Source organism: Cupriavidus yeoncheonensis (assembly GCF_905397275.1).
In the GTDB taxonomy this organism is placed as follows: domain Bacteria; phylum Pseudomonadota; class Gammaproteobacteria; order Burkholderiales; family Burkholderiaceae; genus Cupriavidus; species Cupriavidus yeoncheonensis.
Genome location: NZ_CAJPUY010000016.1, coordinates 89,257 through 115,827, shown reverse-complemented (window position 1 = coordinate 115,827; position 26,571 = coordinate 89,257). Strand labels below are relative to the sequence as shown.

At 65.5% G+C, this 26,571-nt stretch carries 23 protein-coding genes and 1 pseudogene; 13 read left to right on the top strand and 11 right to left on the bottom strand.

Annotated elements, in window-relative coordinates; genetic code table 11:
• Nucleotides 1-20: 20 nt before the first annotated feature.
• Nucleotides 21-1,496 carry an efflux transporter outer membrane subunit gene (locus KHO22_RS21605; RefSeq protein ID WP_211949214.1) on the bottom strand — a complete coding sequence of 492 codons (1,476 nt, stop codon included), beginning with the start codon at nt 1,494-1,496 and terminating at the stop codon, nt 21-23.
• Nucleotides 1,497-1,606: 110 nt separating this feature from the next.
• Between KHO22_RS21605 and KHO22_RS21600 the strand changes: the two genes are divergently transcribed.
• The 4 genes from KHO22_RS21600 to KHO22_RS21585 all read left to right on the top strand — a co-directional run bounded on the left by KHO22_RS21600 (nt 1,607) and on the right by KHO22_RS21585 (nt 5,137).
• Entirely contained in the window at nt 1,607-2,146 is a 540-nt protein-coding gene (locus tag KHO22_RS21600; RefSeq protein ID WP_211949213.1) for a winged helix-turn-helix transcriptional regulator, read from the top strand.
• Nucleotides 2,147-2,161: 15 nt separating this feature from the next.
• Entirely contained in the window at nt 2,162-3,262 is a 1,101-nt protein-coding gene (locus KHO22_RS21595) for an HlyD family secretion protein (protein ID WP_211949212.1), read from the top strand.
• 88 nt (nt 3,263-3,350) lie between these two features.
• Nucleotides 3,351-4,886 carry a DHA2 family efflux MFS transporter permease subunit gene (locus KHO22_RS21590; protein ID WP_230426958.1) on the top strand — a complete coding sequence of 512 codons (1,536 nt, stop codon included), beginning with the start codon at nt 3,351-3,353 and terminating at the stop codon, nt 4,884-4,886.
• Between the two features lie 71 nt (nt 4,887-4,957).
• The gene (locus tag KHO22_RS21585; RefSeq protein ID WP_211949210.1) at nt 4,958-5,137 is read left to right on the top strand and encodes a hypothetical protein; all 180 of its coding nucleotides are present in this window, start codon (nt 4,958-4,960) and stop codon (nt 5,135-5,137) included.
• Between the two features lie 81 nt (nt 5,138-5,218).
• Here KHO22_RS21585 and KHO22_RS21580 read toward each other — a convergent pair whose 3' ends face one another.
• Entirely contained in the window at nt 5,219-5,671 is a 453-nt protein-coding gene (locus tag KHO22_RS21580; protein ID WP_211949209.1) for a MaoC family dehydratase, read from the bottom strand.
• 91 nt (nt 5,672-5,762) lie between these two features.
• Nucleotides 5,763-6,320 carry a TetR/AcrR family transcriptional regulator gene (locus KHO22_RS21575; RefSeq protein WP_230426956.1) on the bottom strand — a complete coding sequence of 186 codons (558 nt, stop codon included), beginning with the start codon at nt 6,318-6,320 and terminating at the stop codon, nt 5,763-5,765.
• Between the two features lie 187 nt (nt 6,321-6,507).
• Here KHO22_RS21575 and KHO22_RS21570 point away from each other — a divergent pair, with 187 nt between their 5' ends.
• The 6 genes from KHO22_RS21570 (at nt 6,508) to KHO22_RS21545 (ending at nt 12,276) form a co-directional block, all read left to right on the top strand.
• Entirely contained in the window at nt 6,508-6,969 is a 462-nt protein-coding gene (locus tag KHO22_RS21570; RefSeq protein ID WP_211949208.1) for an SRPBCC family protein, read from the top strand.
• 90 nt (nt 6,970-7,059) lie between these two features.
• Nucleotides 7,060-7,569, top strand: coding sequence for a (2Fe-2S)-binding protein (locus KHO22_RS21565; protein WP_211949207.1), 510 nt, complete (start codon nt 7,060-7,062; stop codon nt 7,567-7,569).
• The gene (locus tag KHO22_RS21560; RefSeq protein ID WP_211949206.1) at nt 7,562-9,934 is read left to right on the top strand and encodes a xanthine dehydrogenase family protein molybdopterin-binding subunit; all 2,373 of its coding nucleotides are present in this window, start codon (nt 7,562-7,564) and stop codon (nt 9,932-9,934) included. The genes KHO22_RS21565 and KHO22_RS21560 overlap by 8 nt, the downstream gene beginning before the upstream one ends.
• Entirely contained in the window at nt 9,931-10,785 is an 855-nt protein-coding gene (locus KHO22_RS21555) for an FAD binding domain-containing protein (protein ID WP_211949205.1), read from the top strand. Before KHO22_RS21560 ends, KHO22_RS21555 begins: the two co-directional genes overlap by 4 nt.
• Before the next feature lie 12 nt (nt 10,786-10,797).
• Nucleotides 10,798-11,415: a DUF302 domain-containing protein gene (locus KHO22_RS21550; RefSeq protein WP_211949204.1), complete on the top strand. Its 618-nt coding sequence runs from the start codon at nt 10,798-10,800 to the stop codon at nt 11,413-11,415.
• A 237-nt stretch (nt 11,416-11,652) separates the two neighbouring features.
• Nucleotides 11,653-12,276, top strand: a complete 624-nt coding sequence (locus tag KHO22_RS21545; protein WP_230426955.1) for a TetR/AcrR family transcriptional regulator — start codon at nt 11,653-11,655, stop codon at nt 12,274-12,276.
• A gap of 38 nt (nt 12,277-12,314) precedes the next feature.
• On the opposite strand, the gene KHO22_RS21540 is transcribed toward KHO22_RS21545, so the two are convergent.
• Complete coding sequence (locus KHO22_RS21540; RefSeq protein ID WP_211949202.1) at nt 12,315-13,709, bottom strand: MATE family efflux transporter; 1,395 nt, start codon at nt 13,707-13,709, stop codon at nt 12,315-12,317.
• A gap of 177 nt (nt 13,710-13,886) precedes the next feature.
• Here KHO22_RS21540 and KHO22_RS21535 point away from each other — a divergent pair, with 177 nt between their 5' ends.
• A complete protein-coding gene (locus KHO22_RS21535; protein ID WP_211949201.1) occupies nt 13,887-14,360 on the top strand; it encodes a MarR family winged helix-turn-helix transcriptional regulator in 474 nt (157 codons plus the stop codon).
• 90 nt (nt 14,361-14,450) lie between these two features.
• Here the strand turns inward: KHO22_RS21535 and KHO22_RS21530 are convergent, their stop codons facing one another.
• From KHO22_RS21530 to KHO22_RS21505, 6 genes are all read right to left on the bottom strand, one after another.
• The gene (locus tag KHO22_RS21530; RefSeq protein ID WP_211949200.1) at nt 14,451-15,248 is read right to left on the bottom strand and encodes a crotonase/enoyl-CoA hydratase family protein; all 798 of its coding nucleotides are present in this window, start codon (nt 15,246-15,248) and stop codon (nt 14,451-14,453) included.
• Nucleotides 15,249-15,272: 24 nt separating this feature from the next.
• Nucleotides 15,273-16,493, bottom strand: coding sequence for a CaiB/BaiF CoA transferase family protein (locus tag KHO22_RS21525; RefSeq protein ID WP_211949199.1), 1,221 nt, complete (start codon nt 16,491-16,493; stop codon nt 15,273-15,275).
• A gap of 34 nt (nt 16,494-16,527) precedes the next feature.
• Nucleotides 16,528-17,886, bottom strand: a complete 1,359-nt coding sequence (locus KHO22_RS21520) for an MFS transporter (protein WP_211949198.1) — start codon at nt 17,884-17,886, stop codon at nt 16,528-16,530.
• A 72-nt stretch (nt 17,887-17,958) separates the two neighbouring features.
• The gene (gene fahA, locus KHO22_RS21515) at nt 17,959-19,269 is read right to left on the bottom strand and encodes a fumarylacetoacetase (RefSeq protein WP_420839637.1); all 1,311 of its coding nucleotides are present in this window, start codon (nt 19,267-19,269) and stop codon (nt 17,959-17,961) included.
• Nucleotide 19,270: 1 nt separating this feature from the next.
• A complete protein-coding gene (locus tag KHO22_RS21510) occupies nt 19,271-20,506 on the bottom strand; it encodes a CaiB/BaiF CoA transferase family protein (RefSeq protein WP_211949196.1) in 1,236 nt (411 codons plus the stop codon).
• A gap of 2 nt (nt 20,507-20,508) precedes the next feature.
• Nucleotides 20,509-21,273: an enoyl-CoA hydratase/isomerase family protein gene (locus KHO22_RS21505; protein WP_211949195.1), complete on the bottom strand. Its 765-nt coding sequence runs from the start codon at nt 21,271-21,273 to the stop codon at nt 20,509-20,511.
• Nucleotides 21,274-21,590: 317 nt separating this feature from the next.
• On the opposite strand from KHO22_RS21505, the gene KHO22_RS21500 reads away from it, so the two are divergent.
• Nucleotides 21,591-22,526: a tripartite tricarboxylate transporter substrate binding protein gene (locus tag KHO22_RS21500; protein ID WP_230426954.1), complete on the top strand. Its 936-nt coding sequence runs from the start codon at nt 21,591-21,593 to the stop codon at nt 22,524-22,526.
• Nucleotides 22,527-22,616: 90 nt separating this feature from the next.
• Here the strand turns inward: KHO22_RS21500 and acpA are convergent.
• Nucleotides 22,617-24,778 (bottom strand): annotated as a pseudogene (gene acpA / locus KHO22_RS21495) (acid phosphatase).
• Nucleotides 24,779-25,009: 231 nt separating this feature from the next.
• On the opposite strand from acpA, the gene KHO22_RS21490 reads away from it, so the two are divergent.
• The gene (locus KHO22_RS21490) at nt 25,010-26,365 is read left to right on the top strand and encodes a cytochrome-c peroxidase (RefSeq protein ID WP_211949193.1); all 1,356 of its coding nucleotides are present in this window, start codon (nt 25,010-25,012) and stop codon (nt 26,363-26,365) included.
• Nucleotides 26,366-26,571 lie beyond the last annotated feature (206 nt).

The window sequence follows — 26,571 nt, the reverse complement described above, 5'->3', positions numbered from 1 at the left end:
ACGCGCCCGGGCGGCCCGGATCAAGACCATCCGCCGCCCAGCGAACGGAATGCCGACACCGCGGCACGGGCATTGTCGGCCTGCACGCGAGCGCGCTCATCACGCGCGGCCAGCAGCTGGCGGTCCTGCTCGAGGACTTCATACAGGCTCACCGCCCCGCCCTTGTAGGCATCTTCCGAGGCGTTGCGGGCGCGCTGCTGCGCATCGATTTCCTTGTCGAGCTCGCGGCTCTGCTGTTCCAGTTGCGTCAGTGAAATCAGGGCGTTTTCCACGTCTTCGGTGGCGCGCAGCATGGACTTGCGGTAATTGGCCAGCGCTTCGGCATTTGCCCCCTTCGCCTGCGCGACCTCGGCGTCCACCCGGCCAAAGTCAAAGAGCCGCCAACGCAGGCCTGCGGCGGCCGCTGGCTGGAAGGCCGCCGCGGTAAACAGCTTGCCGGCGGACAGGCTCTCGAATCCGAGCAGCGCCGAGAGCGAAAGCTTAGGGTAGTACTCCGCCGTTGCCACGCCGATCCTGGCATTCGATGCGGCCAGACGCCGTTCGGCCGCAATGACGTCCGGGCGGCGTTGCAGCAGGTTCGCAGGGCCTTCGGCCAGGGCGATGCGGGGCACAACGCCCCCGTCGGCCGGCTTGCCGAGCTCGGCCGCATAAGTGCCGGGCTGCGCGCCCATCAGCACATCGAGCCGGTTGAGCTGGGTATCGAGTTCGATCTGGAGCGGAGGAATGGTCACGCGCGTCTGGGCGAGTTGCGCCTCGGCCTGCGCCTGCTCCCGCTCGGCGCCGATGCCTTCTGCGAGGCGATAGCGGACCAGCTCCAGCAGCTTGCGGTTGGTCTCCTCCTGCTGTCGCGCGATGGCAATCCTTGCCTGCGCGCCACGCACACGGAAATAGGCGTCCGCAGCCTCCGCCGCGACCAGGATGCGCACCCCGATGTGGCTGGCCTCTGCAGCCTGCAATTCCGCATCCGCCGCCTCGGCGCCGCGCCTGAGGCCACCGGCGATGTCGATCTCCCAGCTCGCGCCTGCGCCGACCGCATACGTCGTGGTGTTCCGCTCATAGCCGGGCAAGGCGCTGCCCACGCGGCCCTGCGCGCCTTCCACGGACTGGCGCTGCCTGCTAACGCTGCCCCCGAGGCTGCCCTGCGGCAGCAACTGGGCGCCGGCGAAGCTGGCGGCGGCACGCGCCTGTTCGACACGTGCGACCGACGCTGCCAGGTCGAGGTTCTGCTCCAGCGCGCGCTGCACGATCTTCGTCAGGGCCGGGTCCTTGAAGCCGTTCCACCACGTATCCAGCGCAACCGGCTCGCGCGACGCATTCAGTGCCTCCACCGCCGCCGCATGGACAAAGTGGTCCGGCATGGGGCTATCCGGGGTGTGGTAGTCCGGACCCACGGCGCAAGCCGCCAGGCTCGCCGCGACGAGTCCGGCTAAGGCAAAAGAAGCGGCACGGCGGGCCGTGGCGCTGGCGCGGGAGAGAAGCAAGGGTCCTTTTTCCATGGCGGTTCCTTTCGATACAGGGCGGTGAGAGAATTTACTTGCATGATGATAGTTACTACTCTAGACTAACTTTCATCGTGATAGCAACTACTTTTTGAGGAACCTCTCTCATGCATCGAACGCCACTTAACGAAGTGCCCTGTCCAATGGCCCGCGGTGTCGAACGCGTGGGTGACTCCTGGACGGTCCTGATCATGCGCGAGGCCTTCTATGGCGTGACTCGCTTTGATGAATTCCAGAAGCGGCTCGGCATCGCGCCCAACATCCTGACGCGGCGCCTGAACGCGCTGGTGCAGGATGGCCTGCTCGCGCGCCGGCCATACAGCGAGCACCCGCCTCGCTCCGAATATGTCCTGACCGAAGCGGGCCGCGAGTTCCGCCCGGTGCTGCTGGCGCTGATGGCGTGGGGCAACCGGCACCTGGCGTCCGAGGGCGCAGCCGTGCAACTGGTGGACCGCAAGAGCGGACGCGTGGTGCAGCCCATCCTGGTCGATGCCGCCACCGGTGACCCGATCACGATCGAAGACCACTACATCGCGCCGGGGCCGGCCGCGAGCGACGGGCTTCGCGCCCGGCTCGGGAACACGGCCGGCGCGCCAACCGAATTTCCGCAATCTGAACCCGCCCCTTCCGTGGCGGGCACGCTTTGACCAAGGAGAGCTTCCATGACTAACACCGCGACCGCCGAGCGCGCTGCATCCGAGCCGTCGACCACGAACAAGCCGAAGGTGAACAAGAAACAGTTGCTCGTGCGTGGCGGCGCCGCCATTGCCGCGCTTGCCGCCCTTGCTTACGGCTACCACTGGTGGGCCGATGCACGGTTTGTCCAGACCACCGATGACGCCTATGTCGGCGGCGATGTCACCCTGATTGCAGCGAAGGTGAATGGCTATATCGCCGAGGTGGCCGTCACGGACAACCAGCAGGTTCATGCTGGCGACCTGCTGGCCCGCATCGATGACCGCGACTACCGTGCCGCCCTGGCCAAGGCCGAGGGCGCGGTGGCGGCCGAGCAGGCGCTGCTGGCCAACCTCGATGCGCGACAGAATCTCCAGCAGGCCATGATCGCTGAGGCGAAGGCCGTGGTGACGGCGGTGAATGCCGACACAGTCCGAGCACACGACGACCAGGCCCGGTACGCAAGCCTCGTGGCCAAGTCGGCCGTGTCGATCCAGAGTTCACAGAAGGCCGACGCCGACTACAAGCAGTCGCTCGCCAACGGCGAAAAGGCAAAGGCCGGCGTGGTGGCAGCGCAGCGCCAGCTTGACGTGATCGCCACGCAGAAGCAGCAGGCGCAGGCGGCGCTGGCCCAGGCCATTGCCGAGCGCGACATGGCCCGCCTCAATCTCTCCTACACCGAACTGCGCGCACCGGTCGACGGCACCATCGGCAACCGCCGGGCCCGTGTCGGCGCCTATGTCGCCAACGGCGGCCAGCTCCTGTCGGTGGTGCCGGCCAGGGGCCTGTGGGTCGATGCCAACTTCAAGGAGGGGCAGCTTGCGCACATGAAGCCGGGCATGCGGGCGACCGTCGTGGCCGACGTTCTGCCGGGCAAGGTCTTCCATGGCCGCATCGAGAGCCTGTCGCCCGCTACCGGCGCCCAGTTCAGCGTGCTGCCGCCCGAGAACGCCACCGGCAACTTCACCAAGATTGTCCAGCGCGTGCCGGTGCGGATCGTGCTCGATGAAGCCGACGCCAGACTGGGCGTGCTGCGGCCGGGCCTCTCGGTCGAAGCGGAAGTCGACACGCATGCGATCGCCGGGTGAAATCATGAGCACTAGCCCCGCCACCGCCACCGCACCCGCTGCAGTCACGCCCGCGCCTCATGCCGCATCGGCACCTGGCGACCTGCCGATGTCGGCCAAGGTATTCGCCTTCGCCACCATGTGCGTCGGCATGTTCATTGCGCTGCTCGATATCCAGATCGTCTCCGCCTCGCTGCGCGACATCGGTGGCGGCCTGTCGGCCGGGACCGATGAAACGGTCTGGGTACAGACCGCCTACCTGATTGCCGAGATCATCATCATCCCCTTGTCGGGCTGGCTGGCAAGGGTCATGTCGACGCGCTGGCTGTTTGCGGCGTCCGCCGCGGGCTTCACTGCCGCCAGCCTGCTTTGCGGCGTGGCGTGGAATATCCAGAGCATGATCGCGTTCCGGGCCGCGCAGGGCTTTCTGGGCGGGTCCATGATCCCGCTGGTCTTTACCACGGTGTTCGTGTTCTTCAACGGTCGCCAGCGCGTGGCGGCCGCTGCCATCATCGGCGCGCTGGCCTCGCTCGCGCCGACACTCGGCCCGACCATCGGCGGCTGGATTACCGACAATTTCTCGTGGCACTGGCTGTTCTTCATCAACCTTGTTCCCGGCATCTTCGTGGCGGTCGCCGTACCGATGCTGGTGAAGATCGACGAGCCGGACTGGTCGCTGTTGCGCGGTGCGGACTACCTCGGCATCGTGCTGATGTCGCTCTTCCTCGGCTGCCTCGAGTACACACTGGAAGAAGGACCGCGCTGGGACTGGCTGGGCGATGACACCATCCTTCTCACGGCGTGGATTTCCGGCATTTCCGGCATCGGCTTCCTGTGGCGCTCGCTGACCTTTGCCAACCCGGTCGTGGACCTGCGCGCGCTCAAGGACATCAACTTCGCGCTCGGCTGCTTCTTCTCCTTCGTCATCGGCATCGGCATCTTTGCCACGATCTACCTGACACCCCTCTTTCTCGGGCAGGTACGCGGCCTGAGCGCGCTGCAGATCGGCCTGGCGATCTTCTCGACCGGCCTCTTCCAGGTGTTGTCCATCCCGTTCTACGCATTCCTGGCAAATCGGGTGGACCTGCGCTGGCTTCTGATGTTCGGGCTGGCCCTGTTCGCGCTCTCGATGTGGAACTTCGCACCCATCACGCACGATTGGGGCAGCGCCGAACTCCTGCTGCCTCAGGCGTTGCGCGGCATGGCGCAGCAGTTTGCGGTAGCGCCGACCGTCACGCTGACACTGGGCGGATTGCCGCCCGCAAGGCTGAAGCTCGCCTCCGGTCTGTTCAATCTCATGCGCAACCTGGGCGGCGCCATCGGGATTGCGGCTTGCGCAACCATTCTCAACGATCGCACCAACCTGCATTTCCTGCGGCTGGCCGAACATCTGAATATCCGCAATGAGCAGATGAGTGCCTTCCTGCAAGGCGTCACCGCCAATCCGATGATAGGCAGCGATGCCATCGATGCCGGCACCCTGGCACTCAGGCAGCTCTGGATGCTGGCTTTGCGCGAGGCGCGCACGCTGACCTATGCCGATGCGTTCCTGGTGATCCTGGTGTGCTTTGTCATCGCCACGCCACTGGTGCCGCTGATGCAGAAGGTGGCGGCTCCCAAGGGCCCGTCTGCCGACGCCCACTGAACCATGCTGCGCCTGCGCAGTGGACGGCGCAGGCGCGATCGATCCGTTCATTCCGTTCCGCAGATCCTGTCATGAACCTGACGCACTTCAAACGAATCCTGCTTGTGGCAATGATTGCCGCCGGCTACTGGCCGGCGCTGCAAGCTTCCGGACATCCCCTGCGCGACGGCAGCATGAGTTGCGTAAGGGCCGATAACTCCTATTGCAAGGCAGGCAAGGCCGACCGCAACGCCATGGACCGGGGAAAATGACCGCGCCAGCACTGCAGGCGGTCATCGAGCCGATCGCTCAGCCAGTGCTTCCCGAGCGTGCAGCGCGCCGACGAGCAACGGTCATGAACCAGGACGGCGCTGCACGATCAGGTTGACCACAAAGACCTGCACGGGCTCGTCCTTCTGATTGAAGGTCGTGTTTCGCACCTTCACGATGCCCTGGTCCGGGCGGCTCTTCGAAGCGCGCAGTTCAAGAACCTCGGTTTCCACATGCAATTCATCGCCGGGGCGCACCGGCAGCGGCCAGCGCAGTTCCTCGCAGCCAGCGCCGACCACGCCGCCCGCAGGCCGGAACTCGCCCTCGACAATCAGGCGCATGGTCGTGGCGGCCGTGTGCCAGCCACTCGCCGCCAAGCCCCGGAAGATGGAGCCGCGCGCGGCAGTGTCGTCAAGATGGAATGGCTGCGGATCGAATTCGGAGGCGAAAGCCGTGATCGCTTCCGCGTCGACGCGACGCTTGCCGGAACGGTACTTCTGGCCTGCCGCCAGGTCCTCAAGGAATTGAACGCTCATGATGAAGAGTCCTCGTCACGTTGCAACGGCCCCAGTGCTGTCCTCCGCCCAAAGCCGTATTTGAAGTAACTTCCAACCGCCGATGGTATGGCTATGCGTGGTTCCGCACTGTCTCCAGGATCTCCCGGGAGAGCGCGTCCGAACGAACCGAGCGGGCCAACACCATCCCGCCGACCATGGCCGCGAGCGCTGTGATCGCGGCGGCACGCGACGCGGGGTCTTTATCCTCCCCGGCAATCAGCTGGATCAGGGAGGTAATGCGCGCCTCGAAACTACGCCTCGTGGCGGCGTCGAGGCGAGACACATCGGCGCCGAGCGCGGGAATGGCGCAGCCGGATTCCGGATGGTCACGATGCCACGGCGTCATGTAGGCATCGACCACCGCGCGCCGACGCTGGTCGGGCGGCGCTTCAGACAAAGTGGCTTCCAACCGCGCCGTGGTCTGGTCAAAGGCCTCTTCGATGGCATCGGCGACGAGGGCATCCTTCGATTCGAAATGGGCATAGAAGCCGCCATGCGTGAGCTTTGCCCCCTTCATCAGTTGCGCGACACCGATGCCGTCGACCCCGTGCTTGCGAAACGCCCTGGCAGCCGCCTTGACGATCCTGGTGCGGGTTGCTTCCTTGTGCTCGGGTGGGTAACGCATCATCGAACTCCTGCTGCAGCATATCTTGCGGGATAGGGACAATATATTACATGACGATCGTCATTTCATGCCCCGCCGCATTGCCTAGGGAAAGCACTCCCCTGGATTGTCCCGCCCCGCGCTTGACCATGCAGATCTGGCCTCCTAGTATGTCAACAGTGATTACATTGACGAACCGGCGGAGGGCAACGTGGATTTCAAAGGGTCACAACAGATCGGCGCGCCGCGCGAAAAAGTATGGCAGCGGCTCAACGACCCGCTGACATTGCAGCAGTGCCTGCCTGGTTGCGAGCACTATCAGCAGGCAGCGGACGGCAGTTATGACGCCGTCATCGTGGCCGCCATCGGGCCCGTCAAGGCACGCTTCAAAGGCAGTGCGCGCTTCTCGGATCTGCGCGAGGACCTCGGCTATCGCATCGAAGGCAACGGCAGCGGCGGCATCGCCGGGTTCGGCAAGCTGACCGCCGACGTCCACCTGGAGGACCGCGATGGCGGAACCGCGCTGTCCTATGCCGCCACGGCCCAGCTCGGCGGGAAGCTGGCGCAGGTCGGCTCGCGGCTGGTCGGCTCCGTGGCCAACAAGTTCCTGGCGGACTTCTTCGCGCGGTTCGAAAAACTGGTGAGCCAGTCCGAGGATATTGCTTCGCCCTAAAGAATTACGATCATCATTTCATAAACACTGGCGAGCCGAGGCGCTTCGGCCTTTCCAGCGAGACAAGCGGCAATGAGACAAGGGGCACCCATGCAGCTACAAAACACCGTCAACGGCGCTCCGCGCACGACAGAGACAGAGCCCAGGCGGCTTCTCGTCCATCTGCTGCGGGACTCGCTCAGGCTGACCGGCGTGCATATCGGCTGCGACACCTCGCAGTGCGGCGCCTGTACCGTGCTGATCGATGAGAAGACCGCCAAGTCGTGCACCGTGCTGGCAGTGCAGACCGAAGGCTGCAGCGTGCACACGATCGAGGGCATGTCGAAGGACCCCGTCACCACCGCGCTGAAGCGCGCCTTCAACGAGTGCCATGGCCTGCAGTGCGGCTTCTGCACGCCGGGCATGCTGATGGCCGCGCGGGCGCTGCTGCTCGCCACGCCGCATCCGTCGGAGGAGGAGGTGCGAGCGGCGCTGCATGGCAACCTGTGCCGGTGCACCGGCTACCAGAACATCGTGGACGCGGTGCTGCTGGCCGCGACCTTGCTGGACCCGGGCTCGGCGCGATCGGTCCAATCGGCACAGGGGGCCGGCCATGAGTGAAGCCCGGCACGACCTCGATACGCGTCACATCGGCAAGTCCGTCAAGCGGCGCGAGGACCAGCGCCTGATGAGCGGACAGGGCCGGTTCACCGACGATCACCAGTTCCCCGGCATGGTGTTTGCGGCCTTCGTCAGGTCGCCTTTTGCGCATGCGCGGATCCGGCAGATCGACACGGCCGCCGCGCTGGCATTGCCGGGCGTGGTGGGCGTGCTGACCCATGCGGAAATCGCGGGCAAGGTCGGGGATATCCGTCCGAACTGGGTGGTCGGCGATTCAAAGGTGCCGCCCCACCCCGCGCTGCCGGCCGAGTGCGTGCGGTACGCGGGCGAGGCCGTCGCCATGGTGGTGGCCGAAACGCGTGAACTGGCGGCCGACGCCGCCGAGCTGCTGCAAGTCGAGTACGACGAACTGCCGGTGGTGGTGGATGCGGAAGACGCGCTCAAGGACGGAGCACCACAGCTCCATGGCAACGTGCCCGGCAACCTGATCGGCATCTTCAGGCTGAAAGGTGGCGACTACGAGGAAGCCGTCAAGGCGGCCGACCGCGTCGTCTCGATTCGCCTGGTCAACCAGCGCCTGATTCCCAGCCCGCTTGAACCGCGCGCGCTCTGTGCCAGCTACGATGCGGCCGACGAACGGCTGACCTTCATCCTGCCAAGCCAGGTGCCGCACATGTCCCGCCGGTGGCTGGCCGAGACGCTGGGCTGGCCCGAGCATCGCATCCGGGTCGTGGCACCCGATATCGGCGGCGGCTTCGGCTGCAAGATGCACTTCTATGTGGAAGAGGTGCTGGTGGCCTTTGCCTCCCGTCATTTCGGCCGCCCGGTCAGCTGGACCGAAACCCGCAGCGAGAACCATGTGGCGACCACACACGGACGCGCGCATGTGGAATACGTGGATGCCGCCGTCACCAATGCCGGCAAGGTGCTGGGGATCAAGCTCAGGTCCTATGCCAACCTGGGCGCCTACCTGTCCAATATGGGAACCGGCATTCCGACGATCAACACCGCCAGCTACGTCACGGGCAACTACCAGATCGGGTCCGTGGATGTACAGGTCGATCTGGTAACGACCAACACCACACCGGTCGATGCCTATCGCGGCGCAGGCCGTCCGGAGGCCGCTTATATCGTCGAGCGGATGATGGATGCGGTGGCGGGCGAACTGGACATCGATCCGGTTGCACTGCGCCGGCTGAACCTGGTGCAGGCGCACCAGTTCCCCTATCAGCCGCATAACAATGCACGCGGCAAATGGGACAGCGGCGACTATGAAGCGTGCCTGTCGCAGGCCACCGAGATGATCGGCTACGATCGCTGGCGCGAACGGCAGGCCGCCTTGCGGCAGCAAGGCAGGTATATCGGCATCGGCGTGATCTGCTACCTGGAGCTGGTCGGCATGGGCAATTCCCAGTTGCTGCGCCGGGTCGGCTTCGACCGCGGCGGCTGGGAAAGCGCCCACCTGCGCGTACATTCCGATGGCAAGGTCACCTTGTTCAGCGGGTCGATGCCGCAAGGCCATGGCCACGCCACCAGCTACGCCCAGATCGTGGGCGACGCGCTGCAGTTGCCGATGGAAGACATCGACGTGGTGCAGGGCGATACCGACCGTGTCCTGGCCGGCCATGGCACCTTCAATTCGCGCTCGATGCCGGTCGGTGGCTCCGCCGCCTTTGTGGCGGCGGGCAAGATCCTCGACAAGGCGCGCAAGATCGCCGCGCTCATGCTGGAGACCCCGGAAGAAGGCGTCCGCTACGTCAACGGCGTGTTTTCCACCGAGGCCGGCACCACGGCGTCGTTTGCCGAGGTGGCCAGGATGGCCTATGTGGCTGCCAGGTTGCCGCGCGAGATGGAGGCGGGGCTGGACGAGCGCGTGTTCTACGAACCGGTCGCGATGGGCGCCCCGAACGGATGCCACGCGGTCGCGGTGGAGGTGGACCCCGATACGGGCGAGGTGGAAATCCTCGACTACGTTGCCGTCGACGACGTCGGTACGCTGATCAACCCCATGCTTTGCCATGGGCAGATGCACGGCGGCATCGCCCAGGGCATCGGCCAGGCGCTCTATGAGGAGGCCAGGTATGACGAAGCCGGGCAACTGCTGTCAGGCTCCCTGCTCGACTACGGCTTCCCGCGCATCGAGCAGGTGCCGCGCATGCGCACCGCCTTTCATGTCTCGCCCTCACCGACCAATCCGCTCGGCGCCAAGGGCATCGGCGAGGCCGGCTGCGTCGGCGCGCCGCCCGCGGTGGTCGCCGCCGTCTGCGATGCCCTGAAGCCGTTCGGCATTGTCCATATCGATATGCCGCTGACGCCGCCGAAAGTCTGGCGCGCGATCCAGGCCGCCACCCGGAGTCCCGCATGATCCCCTACCCTGTCGACTATGTCCGCGCCACCAGCGTGGCGCATGCGCTCGAGCTCCTGTCCGGCGACAGCGAAGCCAGGCTGCTGGCCGGCGGCCATTCGCTGATTCCGCTGATGAAGCTGCGCCTGGCCAGTACGCCCCTGCTGATCGACATCGGCAGGCTGCCGGAACTGCAGGGCATTGAGTTCCATCCGGACCACATTGCGATCGGCGCCGTGACCACGCACGCCGAACTCGGCAGTCATGCCGAGCTGGCGGCGCTGTTGCCGTTGATACCGCTCGCGGCCGGCGTCATTGCCGACCCGACCGTGCGCAACCGCGGCACGATCGGCGGCTCCCTCGTCAATGCCGACCCGTCCGCGGACTGGCCCGCGGTCATGCTCGCGCTGGACGCCCGGATGGAGCTCACTGGCACCGGCGGAACGCGGGAGCTTGCCGCCGACGCCTTCTTTGTCGGCGTCATGACCTCGGCGGTGCAGCCGGACGAGTTGCTCACGCGCATCCGCATTCCCTTGCCCGGCCCCGATCGCGTGGCCTACCGGAAATTCCGCCATCCTGCGTCGGGCTATGCGGTAGCCGCCACCGCCGTGGCGCTGCGCTACGACGGCCATGCCTGCACAGGCGGCGCGATTGGCGTGACAGGCGTGGCCGACTCGGCCTTCCGTGCTCATGCGGCGGAAGCCATGCTCGGTGGATTCACGGGCTCCGCGGAGCAGACCCGCCGCATCGTCGAGGCTGCCTTCGCCGACGTGAGGCCGCTCGAGGACGGCTTTGCCGATGGCGCCTATCGCATGCAGCTGGCCAGGGTGATGCTCGGCCGGGCGCTTGCCGACGCGGTTCGCGAGCCGTAGGAGATCCGTGCCATGAAACCAGGACGCCTGGCCCCTGTCACGCTCATGCTCTGGCTTGGAACACTCCCCACCACCGTACACAGCGCACCACCGGCCGCCATGATTTCCTCCGATACCCTGATCCGGACCTCGACTGCGCAGCCCGTCGAGATCATCCACACAAGCCTGGAGTTCGCAGTCGATTTCGGCCCGTTCACGCAACACCTGGAGGCATTGCTGGGCCGCTACGATCCTTCGGCCGTGAGGCAGCTGGTGGCAACGGACCCGGCCATGGCCGACGCCCGCCTTGCGCAGATGGAAGGCGAAGAGGGACTGATGATCTTCATGGTGCAGAACCATGGCGCGCTGCTCAACCTCGCGGGCGCGCCCCGTCGCGCCATGCGCTATCACGTGGGGAACCCGCGCATCGCCTTGCAGATGACGCGTCATGATATCCGCGCGGGACTCTATGCGCCGCTGTCGGTGCTGGTCTATGAAGCCGGGCCCGGAGCGGTGCGCGTGGAATTCGACCAGCCATCCACGCTGTTCGGCCAGTTCGGCGATGCGGAAATCGGCGCGGTGGGACGTGAGCTGGATGGCAAGCTGGCCAGGGTTCTCGGCCATGCGGCACGGCTGGCCGCACAGCCTTGAACCAGGTTGTTCGCTGATTTGCGGAGAATTGAGGATGCGGGGAACGCGCCAGTGTGTTGCATCTTGCACCCCGGGAGACCTGCCCGGGAACGGCACGCCAGATCCGCGGTACGGTTGCCTGGGGGTCGCCAGACCCTATAATCCCCTATCCCACAGCCTGATTCTGTCGATATCGTGAGTTCCAAACCGTCGGCCGCAGAGCCCACGCCATATCACCATGGAAACCTGCGTAACGCCTTGATCGCGGAGGGCCGTCGTGCGCTTGAGGAAATCGGCGCACGCGAGCTGAGCCTGCGCTATCTTGCGCGCGCCGTCGGCGTGTCGGAAGCGGCGCCATCGCGCCATTTCACCGGCAAGGAAGGGCTTCTGGCCGCCATCGCGGCCGACGGCTTTCGCGAACTGACCGCGCTGCGCAAGCAGATCGCGGCATCCAACGACACCGTGATGGCCACGGCTTACCGGATGATGAAGGTCTACGTGGCGTTCGCTGAAAGCCATAAGGGCCTGTTCGACCTGATGATCGGCCCGCGGCTGGTGGCGCGGGATTCCTATGCCGAGCTCAGCGAGGCGAACCAGGAATCGTTTCAGCTCTTTGCCTCATCGGTCGAGCGGGTCGCGCTCGAAAGCGGCTGGGAGAAGCGCGCCCTGCCGCTCGTCACCCATGCGGCCTGGAGCATGGAGCACGGCCTTGCCACGCTGATCCTCTCCGATCGTGTGCCGCGTTCGGACCTGCCGGTCCGGATCGACCACATGATTCACTTCTCCATCAGCATGTTCCTGGGTGCCATCGTCGCCGGCCCCGAAAATCTCGAGCAGATTCTGGCCCAGCTCCCCGCTCTTCCCGGCCAAGGCCACGCGTAACAGGTGTGCTGCGGGTTCGCGCGACCCCGGTCTCCCTCTCATTTATGTGGTTGACGACGGGCCGCCCAATCGCCGCGGGCAATCGACCACAGTACACAGCTTCCGTAGAGAATCATGGCCACGGCACCGAGCGCAAAGTACTGCGTCAGCGATGCCCCGATGGCCAGAGCCAGCGCGCCGCCACCGGCGAACAGCGTCAGTCGTATTGCCCCGGCGAGCAGCGGCCACTTGAGGCGACCGGCACCCTGGGAAGCGAAATACAGTGAGAAGCCGAGCGCGAAGAAGCCATACAGGGGCCCGACGATGCGCAGATAGAGCGAGCCGGTTTCCAGCAACTGGGCGTCGGCACCGAACAGGCGCAGCCACGCCTCTGGCCAGATCGCCGCGGCCAAGCCGATCACCTCCGCCAGTGCGAAGGCCATGCAGCCACCCGTGATCGCAATGCCGCGGGCTCGCTCGAACTGGCCCGCGCCGATATTGGCGCCGACCAGCGCGACCATCGGCGCGCCGAGCCCGAACGCAATCGGAATCAGCAAGTACTCCAGGCGCGCGGCGGTGGCGTAGCCGGCCAGCGCGGCGGTGCCGGCGTGGTAGCCGACTTGCGCCGTCGTCAGCGCGATCAGCGCGTTCGTCAGGACCGGATTCAGGCATGCCAGCGCGCCGACCACGAGGATGCTGCGCGCCGGCGCCCAGTGCAGCGGGCCCGGCGACAGCCGCGCGGCGCATCGGTTCGACACGCAGTACCAGCCGAGCACCAGCGTTCCCACTGCGTAATACAGGACCAGCGCCCAGGCACCGCCGGCGACACCGAGCTTTGGCAGCGGCCCCAGCCCGAAGATCAGGCACGGCGACAACGGAATCATCAGCAGTGCCCCGACGCAGATCACCATGCCAGGCATCGACATATTGCCGGTACCGCGAATCACGCTCGCCAGTGCGTTCATGGCCCACATCAGAGGAAGCGCTGCAAACAGCACGCGGCCGTAGGTACAGGCAGCGTCGAGTGCGGCCCCATGCGCGCCGAGCATTGAAAACAGCGGCCGGGCGCCAACGCACAGCAACAGCGAAAAGCACACGCTGATGAACAGATTGATGGCGAGCGCGTGTCGCGCAAGTTGAGGAACCAGCCGGGAATCGCCCGCCCCAAGCGCGCGCGCCACCGCTGAAGATATGCCGCCGCCCATCGCACCCTGCGACATGTTCTGCATCAGCATCAGCACCGGCACCACAACGGCCACGCCTGCCAGCACATCCGTGCCCAGCTTGGCCAGGAACCAGGTCTCGATCAGTCCGGTGGACGATTGCGCCAGCATCATGAGCATGTTCGACCAGCTCATACGTGCCAGGGTCGGCACGATCGGCGCCTCCAGCATGGAGCGAAGACGAGGATTGGCGGCGCGAAGTGGCGCGGCGTTGGCTGCATTCGTGGTCATACCCTGCTCCTTGGCGGCACTGCGTCACACCGTCCATTTACTTGCATATGCACGCATTTCAATTTACTTGCATATGCCAGCATTCGTCAAGAAGGCGTTATACTTTCCGCATCGCATCCGGCGGGGGCGCGCCGCTGAGGACGCGGACCCGTTACCGGAACGAAGGGGGAACCAACCATGTCGTCATCCATCGCGAACGACCCTTTGGTCTGCAATGGCGCCGCGCTGCGCAAGGCGACGCGGCGCATTACCCAGCTCTATGACGCCATGCTGGCGCCATGCGGCCTGAGCGTGTCACAGCGCTCGGTCTTGCTCCACATCTCGCGCGGGGACCGGCCGACCATGACCGAGCTCGCGCACGCCATGGTGCTGGACCGCTCCGCACTCGCGCGCAATATCCAGCCCCTTGAACGCGATGGCTACCTGATTCAGACACGTGACAGCGAAGACGGTCGTAGCCGTCGTGTGGAATTGACGCCGGCAGGACGCGCAAAACTGACCGAATCGAACCGGCTGTGGCGGCGCGCCCAAGACAGATTCGAAGAGATTTATGGTGCCGAGCGCGCTGCGGCGCTGCGAATCTTGCTGTCCGAGGTTTATTCCGATTCGTTCAGTGAGGCTTTCAATGCCGACACACCGGTGCGTCGGTAGCTAGCCCTCGTCCAGCACACTGAACTGGCTTGACGAGGGTCCGGCTGTACAAACGGCGCCGGAATGGGTCTCCCCACCGACGCAAGGTGTTCAATTGCTGCCAGATACCGGCATTCGCTTTTGCAGGAAAGCCGTCACCGCGGCACGATGGTCCGCGGTCTGGTGCGACATGGCCTGAAAGCTGGCCGATAGCTCCAATAACGTATCGAGCCGGGTGTGCATGCCTTCGCGCAGCAGGCGTTTGGCCAGCCGCACCGCCTCCGGCGGATTAGCCGCCACCGCGTCGGCCAGTTCGTTGGCAGTGGCTAGCAATTGCCCGGCAGGGACCACCTGCGATACTAGGTTCCATTCCAGCGCCTTGCCGGCATCGATCGAGCGAGCCGTAAATGTCAGCTCCGCGGCGCGGGACAATCCGACGATACGCGGCAGCAACCACGCGCCGCCATCACCAGGAATGATCCCCAGCTTGACGAAGCTCTCTGCGAACAGCGCATTCTCCGACGCGATGCGAATGTCGCACATGCAGGCCAGATCGAGGCCGGCGCCAACGGCCGGGCCATTCACGGCAGCGATCACGGGCACCTCGAGGTTGAACAGTGCCAGCGGCAGGCGCTGGATGCCACGCCTGTAGTCTCGCCGTATTTCCATGCCGGTCACTTCGCCCGAGGACTGGCGCTCCATCTCCTGGATGCTCCCTCCCGATGAAAATGCGGTGCCGGCTCCGGTGAGGATGACAGCACGCACGCTGTCATCCGCCTCGATCCGCTCGATGGCTCGCAGGAACTCGTCTACCGCCGTGTTGCCGGTAAGCGGATTGCGCCGCTCGGGGGCGTTCATCGTCAGCGTGACCACGTGGCCGCGCTGCGCATAGTGCAGGAAATCTGTCATGTTGTTCAGGCTCTCGGACAAGGATCAGATGACGGCGGCCGCTCGCAGGCGTTCGAGCGCACTGTCGTCGTAGCCGAGCAGGTTCTTCAGTACATGTTCGGTATGTTCGCCCAGCAGCGGCGGCGCCAGCCTCGCCTCGGGCGGCGTTGCGCTCATCCGGATCGGGTTGCGCACCAGGCTGACTGCGCCCCCCAACGAATGGTCGATTTCGACACGCATGCCGCGCGCCACGACTTGCTCGTTGTCGAAGACCTCGGCGAGATCGTTGATCGGGCCACAGGGAACGCCTGCATCCTCGAGCAGCGCGATCCACTGATGACGGGTGCGCGTGCGAACCATATCGGCCAGGATCGGAACCAGCGTATCGCGGTGCCGCACGCGCGCGGGGTTGGTCGCAAACCGCTCGTCCTCCGCCAGTTCCTCTCGCTCGCCAATCTGGACGAACTTGCGGAACTGGCCGTCGTTGCCGACCGCCACGATGATCCAGCCATCGCTCGCCTCGAATGACTGGTACGGCACGATGTTCGCGTGCGCGTTGCCCCACCGCCTCGGCACCTCCCCGCTGGCCAGGAAGTTCGCGCCGACATTTGCAAGCATCGCCACCTGTACGTCGAGCAATGCCATATCGATATACTGCCCCTCGCCAGTCCGCTCGCGATGCGCCAGCGCCGTCAGCACGGCCGTGGTCGCGTACATGCCGGTCATCAGGTCCGCGATCGCCACGCCGGCCTTCTGTGGTCCGCCACCGAGGCCGCCATCAGCCTCGCCGGTGATGCTCATGAAGCCGCCCAGTCCCTGGACGATGAAGTCATAGCCCGCGCGCGCGGCGTAGGGGCCATCCTGCCCGAAGCCGGTGATCGAGCAATAGATGATGTCAGGCCGGATTGCCTTCAGCGAGGCGTAGTCGAGGCCATACTTCTTCAACTGGCCAACCTTGTAGTTCTCGATCACGACATCGCACTCAGCCGCCAGCTCGGACACGATACGCTGCCCTTCCGGCGTGCCGATATCGACCGTGACCGAGCGCTTGTTGCGGTTGGCGGCCAGATAGTAGGCGGCCTCGCGCGTGGCCGTGCCATCCGGCGTCCTGAAATATGGCGGGCCCCAGTGGCGCGTGTCATCGCCCGCTCCGGGGCGTTCGATCTTGATGACGTCAGCGCCGAAGTCGGCGAGGGTCTGGGCACACCAGGGCCCGGCCAGCACGCGTGTCAGGTCGAGCACGCGGATATGATCAAGTGCAGCCATGCAGATACGCTCCTGTCGCTTTGGTAGTCTTGTCTCAGGCGTGCCTGGACCGTGGCGCTTCGCCGGCGTGATACCTCAGCACAAGCGGGATGCCGGCGACGAGGATGGCCGCGGCAAGCCCCTGCACGCCGGCGGCCGTGATGAAGCCGCTGCTGTAGGTGCCGGACAGGTCGCGCACATAACCGATCAGCCATGGCGTCACGAATCCGGCGACGTTGGCCACCGAGCTGATCAGCGGCACGCCCAGCGACGCGCTCTGCTTGTCCATGTAACGCATCGGGATCTGCCAGAACAGCGAGATTCCCGCACCGGTGCCGGCGAGCGCCAGAGCCAGCGTGACGAAGGTTGCGGGCCGGTCACCGTGCCAGACGGCGGGCAGCACGAGAATGCAAGACACGCTGATCACCGAAGCGATCGCACAGGCCAGCCGGCTGTCGCGGAAACGGCTGGCAGCGGTGGAGAACGCGATATTGCCAATCGCACCGAGCAGGCAGATCGCCGCGATCACGCCACCGATCGCGCTGTAGCCACCGAAGCCACCTTCGTGCAGGATCGTTGGCACAAAGAAGCTGAGCGCCGAGTTCGCTGACAGGATGCCGAAGTAGATGGCGCCCAGCACCCAGGTCATCGGATTGGCAAGCAGCGATGCCGGCTTGCCGACCGGCGCGGCAGACTGTCTTGCATCACGCGCGAGATCCACGAGGATCAGTCCGCGCTGCCGCTCCGACAGCCATCGCGCCGTCGCGGGTCCGTCGGGAAGCGTGGCAAAGGCGACCCAGGCCAGCACCATCGTCGGCACCGCCTGCACGAGGAACATCCAGCGCCAGCCCGCGACGCCGAGCAAGCCGCTCATGTGGTCAAGCACGAAGCCACCTGTCAGGCCCACCGCGACGGTCGAACAGATCGCCGCCGAATGGAAGATGCTGAAGTTGCGCGTGCGGCGCTGCGTGGGATACCACTGATTCAGGTACAGGATCACGCCGGGATAGAAGCCCGCCTCGAACGCGCCCAGCAGGAAACGCAGCGCGTAGAACATGGTGGTCGACTTGACGAACATCATCGCCACGCTGGTCGCGCCCCAGCCGAGCGCAATCACCGAGATGGTCAGCCGGGCACCGACGCGACGCTGGACCATCGCACTGGGCACGCCCAGCACCACGTAGCCGAGGAAGAAGAGGCCGGCCCCGAATCCGTATGCGGTCTCGGTGAAGCCCAGGTCCGGCAGCATCTGCAGCTTGGCGAACGCGACGTTCGCCCGGTCCACCCACGCCAGCAGCCACAGGCCGAACAGGAGCGGCAGGATGCGCCACTCCGAGCTGCGGTATGCCTTGCGCAAGTCAGCTTGCGCATCGGCGTCGTCGAGCGGCGCCGCCGCGTTGATCTGCGTACTCATGAATCTCTCCTCACTCGGACGTCCCGACCCCTGGTCAGGACCGCCCGATACTGCAATCTGCTTCTGCCCGTTTCACAGACAGTCGGCGGGAACGATCTCTCCACGGTTCTCGCCGAAGCCAATGCGCGCGTAGCCCGCACGCTCGCACCAACCAGTCATCACGATCGCATCGCCGTCCTCAAGGAAGGCGCGGGTCTCGCCGGTTTCCAGCGACACCGGCGACTGGCCCGCACGGGTCAACTCGATGAGCGCGCCCGCCTCGGCCTGAGTCGGGCCCGAAATCGTCCCGCTGCCGAGCAGATCGCCGCTGCGCAGGTTGCAGCCGCCGACGGTGTGGTGCGTCACCATCTGCCCGATGGTCCAGTACTGATGGCGGAAGCTCGTGCGCGAAAGCCGCGTCGGCGCTGCGCCGCTGCGCCGGTGAGTGGCGGTCTCGAGTGCGACCTCGAGCTGGATGTCGATCGCACCGCGCTCGCAGGTCGCTGGCGAAGCCAGGTAGGGAAGCGGCTGGGGCTCGCCCGGCGGGCGGCTCCAGCCCGTGCGAAACGGTATGAGCGCGTCCATGGTGACGATCCACGGAGAAATCGTCGTCGCGAAGTTTTTCGCATGGAATGGCCCGAGCGGCGTCGATTCCCACGACTGGATATCGCGCGCCGACCAGTCATTGAGCAGGCAGAGGCCGAAGACATGCTCCTCGGCGCTGCCCACCGGGATGCGCGTACCCTGCTCATTGCCGACACCAATGAATATCCCCAACTCCAGCTCGTAGTCGAGTCGTGCACATGCCGCGAGCTCGGGCTCGCTTTGCCCGGCAGGCAAGCGCTGGCCAATGGGGCGCCGGACCGTCTGCCCCGACAGCCCGATACTCGACGTCCGGCCGTGGTAGGCGACCGGCATCCACTGGAAATTTGGCGACAGCGCCCCGTCCGGCCGCAGCAGCCGGACGATGTTGCGGGCGTGGTCGATCGACGTGTAGAAGTCGGTGTAGTCGCCGATCTGCGCGGGCAGGCCGTACTCGACCACGGCCTGCGGCACGAGGCAATGCGCCGGCAGGTCGTTGCGCGATTGCGCCCCGGATTGCCGGAATAGTTCGAAGAGCGCGTGGCGCAGCGCCCGCCATGCCGGCGGCCCCATGCCGAAGAAGACGTTCAGGGTCGGCGCGCCGCAGGCGCGGGCGGCTTCGGCGGCCAGCCCCGACAGGACTCCCGCCTCTGCGAGCGCGCCCAGGTCGATCACCTGGTCGCCGAGCGCGACGCCGCCGCGAAACGGCTCGCCTGCCCCCGCACGTCGGAAGACACTGAACGGCAGGTTTTGCAGGGGGAACGGCGTATCGTCGCGATTGGCAGCGTCGAGCCAGCTCCGCGCGCCGGCGTCGTGGGTCATGTCAGGCTGCATCGAATTCCCCGCGGAACGTGCGGCGGCTCAGCAGGATGCGACGCTCCCGCAGCGACTGGATGGTCGCCGGATCGATATTGCGCTCGGTCAGCAGCTCGATGTTGTGCTCGCCCTGAAACGCCGGGACACCTGGCGCCGGCAGCGTTGCGCCGCTGAAGCGCCACGGCGTGCCGGGCATGCGCATGGTCCCGCCATTGCGATCGTCGACCTCCACAATGGCGCCCCAGTGCTCGGCCCACTCCGATTCGGCAAGCTCCGCAGTGCTGCGAACCACGCCGATCGCCAGCCCCTGCTCGCTCACCTGCGCCTGGAGTTCTTCCAGGTCGTTGAAGGTGAGGATCCACGCCCGCACTTCGGCGAGCAGGGACTCGAGGTTCTGCCTGCGCAGCGGGGCCGTGGCGAAGCGCGGATCGTTCAGCAGGTCGGTGCGCCGCATCATCGAGCAGTAGCGGACGAACATCGGCGAGTAGATCGGGCTGGCCGCAATCGTGACGTGGCGGCCGTCAGGCAGCCGGAAGATGTGTGACTCGGGAGCGCTCAGTGCGGGCGGCTCGCCCAGGGTGTCGACGCCGGAGAGCTGGGCACCGGCACGCTCGTTGACGGCGAGCATCGTCGCAGCCATCGAGACGTCCACATGCTGCCCTTCGCCGGTCGCGTTGCGGTGCTGCAGGGCCGCCAGCACTGCGATGACGCCATGCAGACCGGTGTAGACGTCCGCGTGGCTGCAGGCGTCGTTCCGCAGTGCCTCGTCTTCGAACGCATAGTGGCTGCGCAGAATGTCGGTCAGGCCGGTTTCTGCCTGTACCGTCGGTGCGAAGGCCGGCCGGTTGCGCCAGGGGCCGGTCTGGCCATAGCCGGTCATCGACACATAGACGACATCCGGGTTGAATTCGCGCACCTGCTCGTAGCCGAGTCCGAAGCGTGTCAGCGTGCCGGGGCGGAAGTTCTCGACGATGACGTCGGCTTCGCGGCACAGGTCGATCACGATCTCGCGCGCTTCCGGCCAGTTCAGGTCGAGACTGAGATTGCGCTTGCCCGCGTTCTGCTGCGCGTAGTAGACCGACATGCCGGCAATATGCGGCACGCCGCCGCGCCCGGTATCGGCGCCCGGTGGCTCGATCTTGATCACATCGGCGCCGAGGTCGCGCAGCGTCTTGGTGCAGTGCGGGCCAGCCAGGACCCGGGTGAAATCGATGACCTTCAGGCCGTCAAGTGGAGCGCCCATGATCAGTTCCCCTCGAAGATGGCAGAGCCCGGACCGAGCTTGGCAAACGACTCCAGGCCGCGCTTCTGGTCGGCGCTGGCCCACATCATGTTGTTGACCTCGGTCTGGTGAGCGTCGGCGCCGGCGATGCCGCTGCGCGCCGAATGGTTGGCAAGCTGCTTGATTCCCCGGAGCGCGACCGTGGGGCCCGCGGCCAGTTGCCGCGCCCACGACATCGACACCGACGGCAACTCGGCTTCGGCGGTCACCAGGTTGATGACGCCCCAGCGTTCCAGCGCCGCCGGGTCATGCCGCCGGCCAAACATCGCCATTTCCTTGGCGCGTGCCGGGCCCACGCGCTGGACCACGCGCTGCACGCCGCCCAGCAGCGGCAGCAGGCCAAGCGACGATTCGGCCATGCCGAAGAATGCGGTATCCGCGGCAACGATCATGTCGCACGTCAGCGCCAGTTCCAGGCCACCGCCGAGCGCGGCGCCGTGCACTGCCGCGACGGAAGGCAGGGGGACATTCTCCAGTGCGTCGAGCAAGGCCTCGAGTCCTGCCTGGTCGCGTCGACGCCCGCCACCTGCGAAGCCGGCCACGTCGGCGCCGGCGCAGAAGTGCCGCATCGCGCTGCGTAGCAGAATCGCCCGGCAGCCCTGCTCGACGGCACTGTCGTAGGCGGCCAGCAGGTCCTTGAGGAATCCGTCCTCGATCAGGTTATGGGGCGGCTTCGACATCGTGACGACGCCGACCGCGCCGTCCTTTTCAAACAAAACAGTGCTCATTTTTCGTCCTGCAAGGTTGGCCGGAGATTCCGGCACATTGATCACAAGCTCCACTCGACGGGTACCCGGCCACTGCGCATCACCGACGTCGCCCAGGGCCACGAGACAATGCTAACACTGATAACATGAGTCGCTATAAGGGATTTCCCGAGGGGAAAGTGTTGCGACAAGGACGCCCGAAACTTGCTCTTGGCACCTCATGTTATCGCTGCTAACATAATTCCGGATAATGCCAGAACCAGGAGACAACGATGTCCTTTTCCCTCACCCGCAGGCGTCTGCTGCAGAGCGCCGCGGGCGCGGTGCCGGCGCTCTGCGTGCCCGACCTGCTGCTTGCCCAGAGTCCTTACCCGAACAAGCCGATCATGATCAAGGTGGCGTTTCCTGCGGGTGGTCCCGCCGATGCGTCAATCCGTGCCGCGGCCGTAGTGATGCAGAAGAATCTCGGACAGAGCGTGCTGGCCGACAACCTGCCTGGGGCAAGCGGATCCATCTGCACGATGAATGTGCTGCGTAGTCCGAGCGACGGCTACACACTGCTTGGCACCACGGGTATTGACTTCCTGGTGGCCCCGCTCAGCGTCAGGTCGGCCAGATACCAGCCCGAGAGCTTCAAGTTGCTTGGCCTGACGGGCATGTCCGACTTCGTTCTCGTCTCGAACCCCAATCATGCTTTCCGCAATGTCGACGAGCTGATCGCCTATGCGCGGAAGCAGGGAAACGCAAAGCTTTCGATTGCGCATTGGGGACCTGGTTCGGCGCCGCACCTGGTTGGCGCAGACTTTCAGGCTCGCACGGGCCTGGAGTTTCTCGAGATTCCGTACAAGGGTGCTGCGCCGGTGAGCAACGACATCGCGGGCGCTCAGGTGGACCTCACGTTCATGCCCATGGGAGGCCCGACCCTCGGCATGATCAAGACCGGCCGGTTCAAGCCGATCGGCATCGCCAGCAAGCAACGCAATCCATTGCTGCCAGGCGTGCCGGCACTCAGCGAAAGCAAGGCACTGCCGGGCTTCGAGCACAGCCAGTGGGCGGCCGTGCTGGCTCCGCCGAATGCCCCGGAAGCCGTTGTGACGCGACTGAACGAGGCGATGAATGCGTGGATTCGCAGTCCTGAAAACCGCCTGCGCGTCGAGACCAACCTCCAGCGGACACTGGAGCCGATGACGCCCGCTCAGACCGACGCCTTCATCAAGAGCGAGTACGCCAAGTTCACCGGCATCGCCCGCAAGCTTAAACTTTCTCCTGCGTAGCGCCTCCTCGGTACCTGCTCTTGCTATGCGGTCTCCCTTTGCTGTCGCCGCGCCCGCCTTGGCGCGGCGGCACCGCTGAGGCGGCGTCCCTTACTGCGCCGGGAACGTCAGCGCATTGGTCAGGTCGCCCATGGCCGGTTTGCCGTTGACGATCAGCGACGTGTCACGCAGCTTCAGGCCTGGCAGCGTCGGCAGCGCGAAACGGTGCGTGATGAAGCGCAGGACCGAGGCGGTGTCGTACTGCGTATGGTCGACGAAGCCCCGCTTGGCGAACGGCGAGACGATGATCGCCGGGATACGCGTGCCCGGGCCCCAGCGGTCGGCCACCGGAACCGGCGCGTGGTCGTAGAAGCCGCCGTTTTCGTCGTAGGTCACCACGATCAGCATGTTCTTGTACTGCGGGCTGGCCTGCAGATGCTTGATCACGTCGGCGATGTGGGCATCGCCGTCGGACACGTTGGCGTAGCCGGCGTGCTGGTTCAGGTTGCCCTGCGGCTTGTAGAACGCCACGGCCGGCAGCTTGCCCGCATCGGCATCGGCGAAGAACTGGCTGTCGAAGTCCTTCAGGTGGGCCGCGCGATAGTCGGCATGGTCCACCGGGCTGAATGCCGCATAGTAGTTGAACGGCTGGTGGTGGGCCTGGAAGTTGGGCACGGTATTGTTGTAGATCTTGGTACGATCACCCGTGACAGTCTTCCACGCGCCGGCATACCACGCCCAGCTCACGCCCTTCTGGTCCAGCAGCGTGGCGATCGTGTCCTGCGTTTGGGCGGGCAGCGTGGTCGCCTTGCCCGGATCCGCCAGCAGGCCGGCCGTATCCGTGGCGGCCGGCGTATTGCCGCTCGGCTGGAACGCAGGCTGCATTGTGTTCACGGCATAGTACATGCCGGTGCTGTCCTTCGGCGTCAGCGTGCTGTCATTCACATACTGCGCCTTGCCGGTCAGGATGCTTGCCGGGCTGGTCGCGGCCAGCGTGAGGCTCTTGCCGTCGGCGTTCACTGCCGAGATCGAGCCCGATGCCACCGACTTGTCGGCGTTCGGGTAGGTCGGCGCGCAGGCGCACACCAGGTACTGGTGGTTCAGGAACGAGCCACCGAACGTGCCCATGAAGAAATTGTCGGCCAGCACATAATCCCTGGCCATCTGCCATCTGCCATCTGCCATCTGCCATCTGCCATCTGCCATCTGCCATCTGCCATCTGCCACATGGCCATGCTGCTGCCGTCGTAGTAGCCCATGACCAGGCCGCCGGCGTCCGAGAACGCGGCAAACCTGTCGTTCTTGCCGCCATTGATCTGCATCTGGTTGTTGTAGAAGCGGTGTACCAGGTCGCGCGTGATCACATTCTGGCCCACGACCACGCCCGAGCCGTTTACGCCGGCCGGATCATCGATGCGGAACGGCTTGTTGGCCCAGCCCACGGTGTTCGCTTCAGGGAGGGTCACGGACTGGCCCGCGGCCGTGAGGCCGCCCCAGGTCGGCGGCAGCGTGGACAGTGTGGTGCCGTCGAAGTCCTTCTGCGGCTCCGCGGTGCCGACAGCGGTCGCGTTGACGCCGGGAATGCCGTTGGCGCCCGGGAACAAGCCGTAGAGGTTGTCGAAACCGCGGTTTTCGGCGTAGATCACCACCACGTTCTTGATGTTGTTCAGCGCCAGGCGCTTGGTCACCCCATCCTTGATCGCGGCGCCGATGTTGCCGCCCGATGCCACGGCATCGGCGATCAGGTCGATGGCCTGCTCGATCTCGGCTTGCAGGGTGGCCTTGACCTTGGCGTCCGTTTCCTTGTTGTGGTCTCCCAGCAGTTTGTCTGCTGCCACGCCCAGGCGCTCGGCCAGCTGGGTGCGTGCGACGTCCAGGTTGCCGCCGTTGCTTTCCATCAGCGCGGCCAGTTCGGTGGAAATAGCGCTGATCACGGCGTTGGAGCCGGCCGGGGCGCGGAACACGAGCTTGCGGGTCACGGCGGCGTGGCCACCGGCGTCGTCGTTACGGAACGCGTCCGTATCGACTTCGGCGACCACGGGCCCCTGGCCGCTCACCGTGAATGCGCCCCTGGCATCGGTGAAGGTCGAGGGTTCGCCACTGTCGCACTGGGCGTTGTTGTTGGCGTCGATACAGACCCTGGCATGCTCGAAGTAGCTGCCTGTCACAACGCCCGAGGTCGTGGCGGTGGGCGTCGAATCGTTGCCACCACAGGCGGACAGGCATGCGGCGGCCAATGCGGCCAGCGGCCGCAGACGGGGATAACGGCTCATGACTTTCCTCATTCTTGTGTGGGCGTACTGCGGTGCTTCAAGGAAACGTGCGCACTTCCGAGTGCGAGCGAGTGTGAGCCGCCCGTGTGTCAGATTGATGATGCACGGTGTTGCACGCCGCAAAGCGGAGGTGTCGAAGCGGAGGTGTCGGTTCGATGAAACGACACGCGGCTGTCATTAACGCGGCATACCCTGTGGCGCGTGTCGTCACCCCGTTTGTCATCCATTGTCATGAGCCTGCCACCGCTATTGTGGAACGCTGCGTGCCCCTCGCCCTTCACCTGGTTGCGTGTGGCGGGCCATCTGCTGATCGTGCTGCTCGTGAGTCTGATGTCGGGATGTGGCAAGCCGGAGAGCGCGGCAGGCCCTGCCACCACGGCCCCGCTGGCAGCCGGGGCCATGGTGGCAGCAGCCGCGAAGCCGAAGCCGTTCTACGCGATGATGGCCGAGCGCCATCCCGATATCGCCAGGCTCAGTGCGCTGGGCAAGGCCCTGTTTTCCGATCCGTCACTGTCGGCCTCCGGCAGGCAGTCGTGCGCGAGCTGCCACAGCCCGGAGCACGCGTATGGCCCGGCCAACAACCTGTCGGTGCAACTGGGCGGCGCCGACATGGCGCGTACCGGTGTGCGCGCGGCCCCGTCGATCCGCTACGTTCAGAACGTGCCGGCTTACACCGATCACTATCACGAGAACGACGGCAATGACGCCGAAGACCAGGGGCCGACCGGTGGGCATAACTGGGACGGACGTGCCAATTCCGCGCACGACCAGGCGCGTGTTCCGCTGTTGTCGGCCCATGAAATGGCCAATGCGGAGCCGCGCATTGTCGTGACGAAGATCCGCAGCGGGCCTTACGCCGAAATGTTCCGCGCGGTGCTTGGCAAGGATGTGCTCGACGATGAGGAAACGGCGTTCAATGCCGTGCTCATGGCGCTCGAGGTGTTCCAGCAGACGCCGGCCGAGTTCTATCCCTACACCAGCAAATACGATGCGGTGCTGCGCGGGCAGGCACGGTTGACCGCGCAGGAGCTGCGCGGCCTGCGCGTGTTCAATGATCCGAACAAGGGCAATTGCGCCGCGTGCCACCCGGGTGATATTCGCGAAGGGGCATTCCCTGCGTTCTCCGACTTCGGATTCATTGCGGTCGGCGTGCCGCGCAACCGCAAGCTTGCGGGCAATGCCGATCCGGCGTTCTACGACATGGGTCTTTGCGGCCCCGACCGTACCGACCTCAAGGACCGCGCCGACTACTGCGGCCGGTTCCGCACGCCGTCACTGCGCAACGTGGCGTTGCGCCAGGCGTTCTTCCATAACGGCATCTTCCATTCGCTCGGCGAGGTGCTCCACTTCTACGCGGAACGCGACGTCAAGCCAGAGAAATGGTATCCGCGCGACCAGGACGGCAAGGTGCGGAAGTTCGATGATCTGCCCGCGCAGTATCACGGCAACGTCAACACCGAAGCACCGTTCGGCGGCAAGCCGGGAGACAAGCCGCTGATGACCGAGGCCGACATGCGCGACGTGATCGCGTTCCTGAAGACGCTGACTGATGGCTACCGGGCGCCGGTTGCCGCCACGAACCGATAAGCAGGCGTACACCACTTCACTTCCCCCTCATTACAAAGGCCGCTGCTACAAGCAGCCAGCCTGCCCTCCCGCATGTCGTCGGCGAACCGGTCCACTACTTCCTTGTAACGGAGTCGGGGCGTTGTTCCTCATCACCATTGTCAGTCGCGGCCCCGGCTATCGGCACCGCGCCGAGGCGGCGCAATGCGGGCGCAACGGATCAGTCC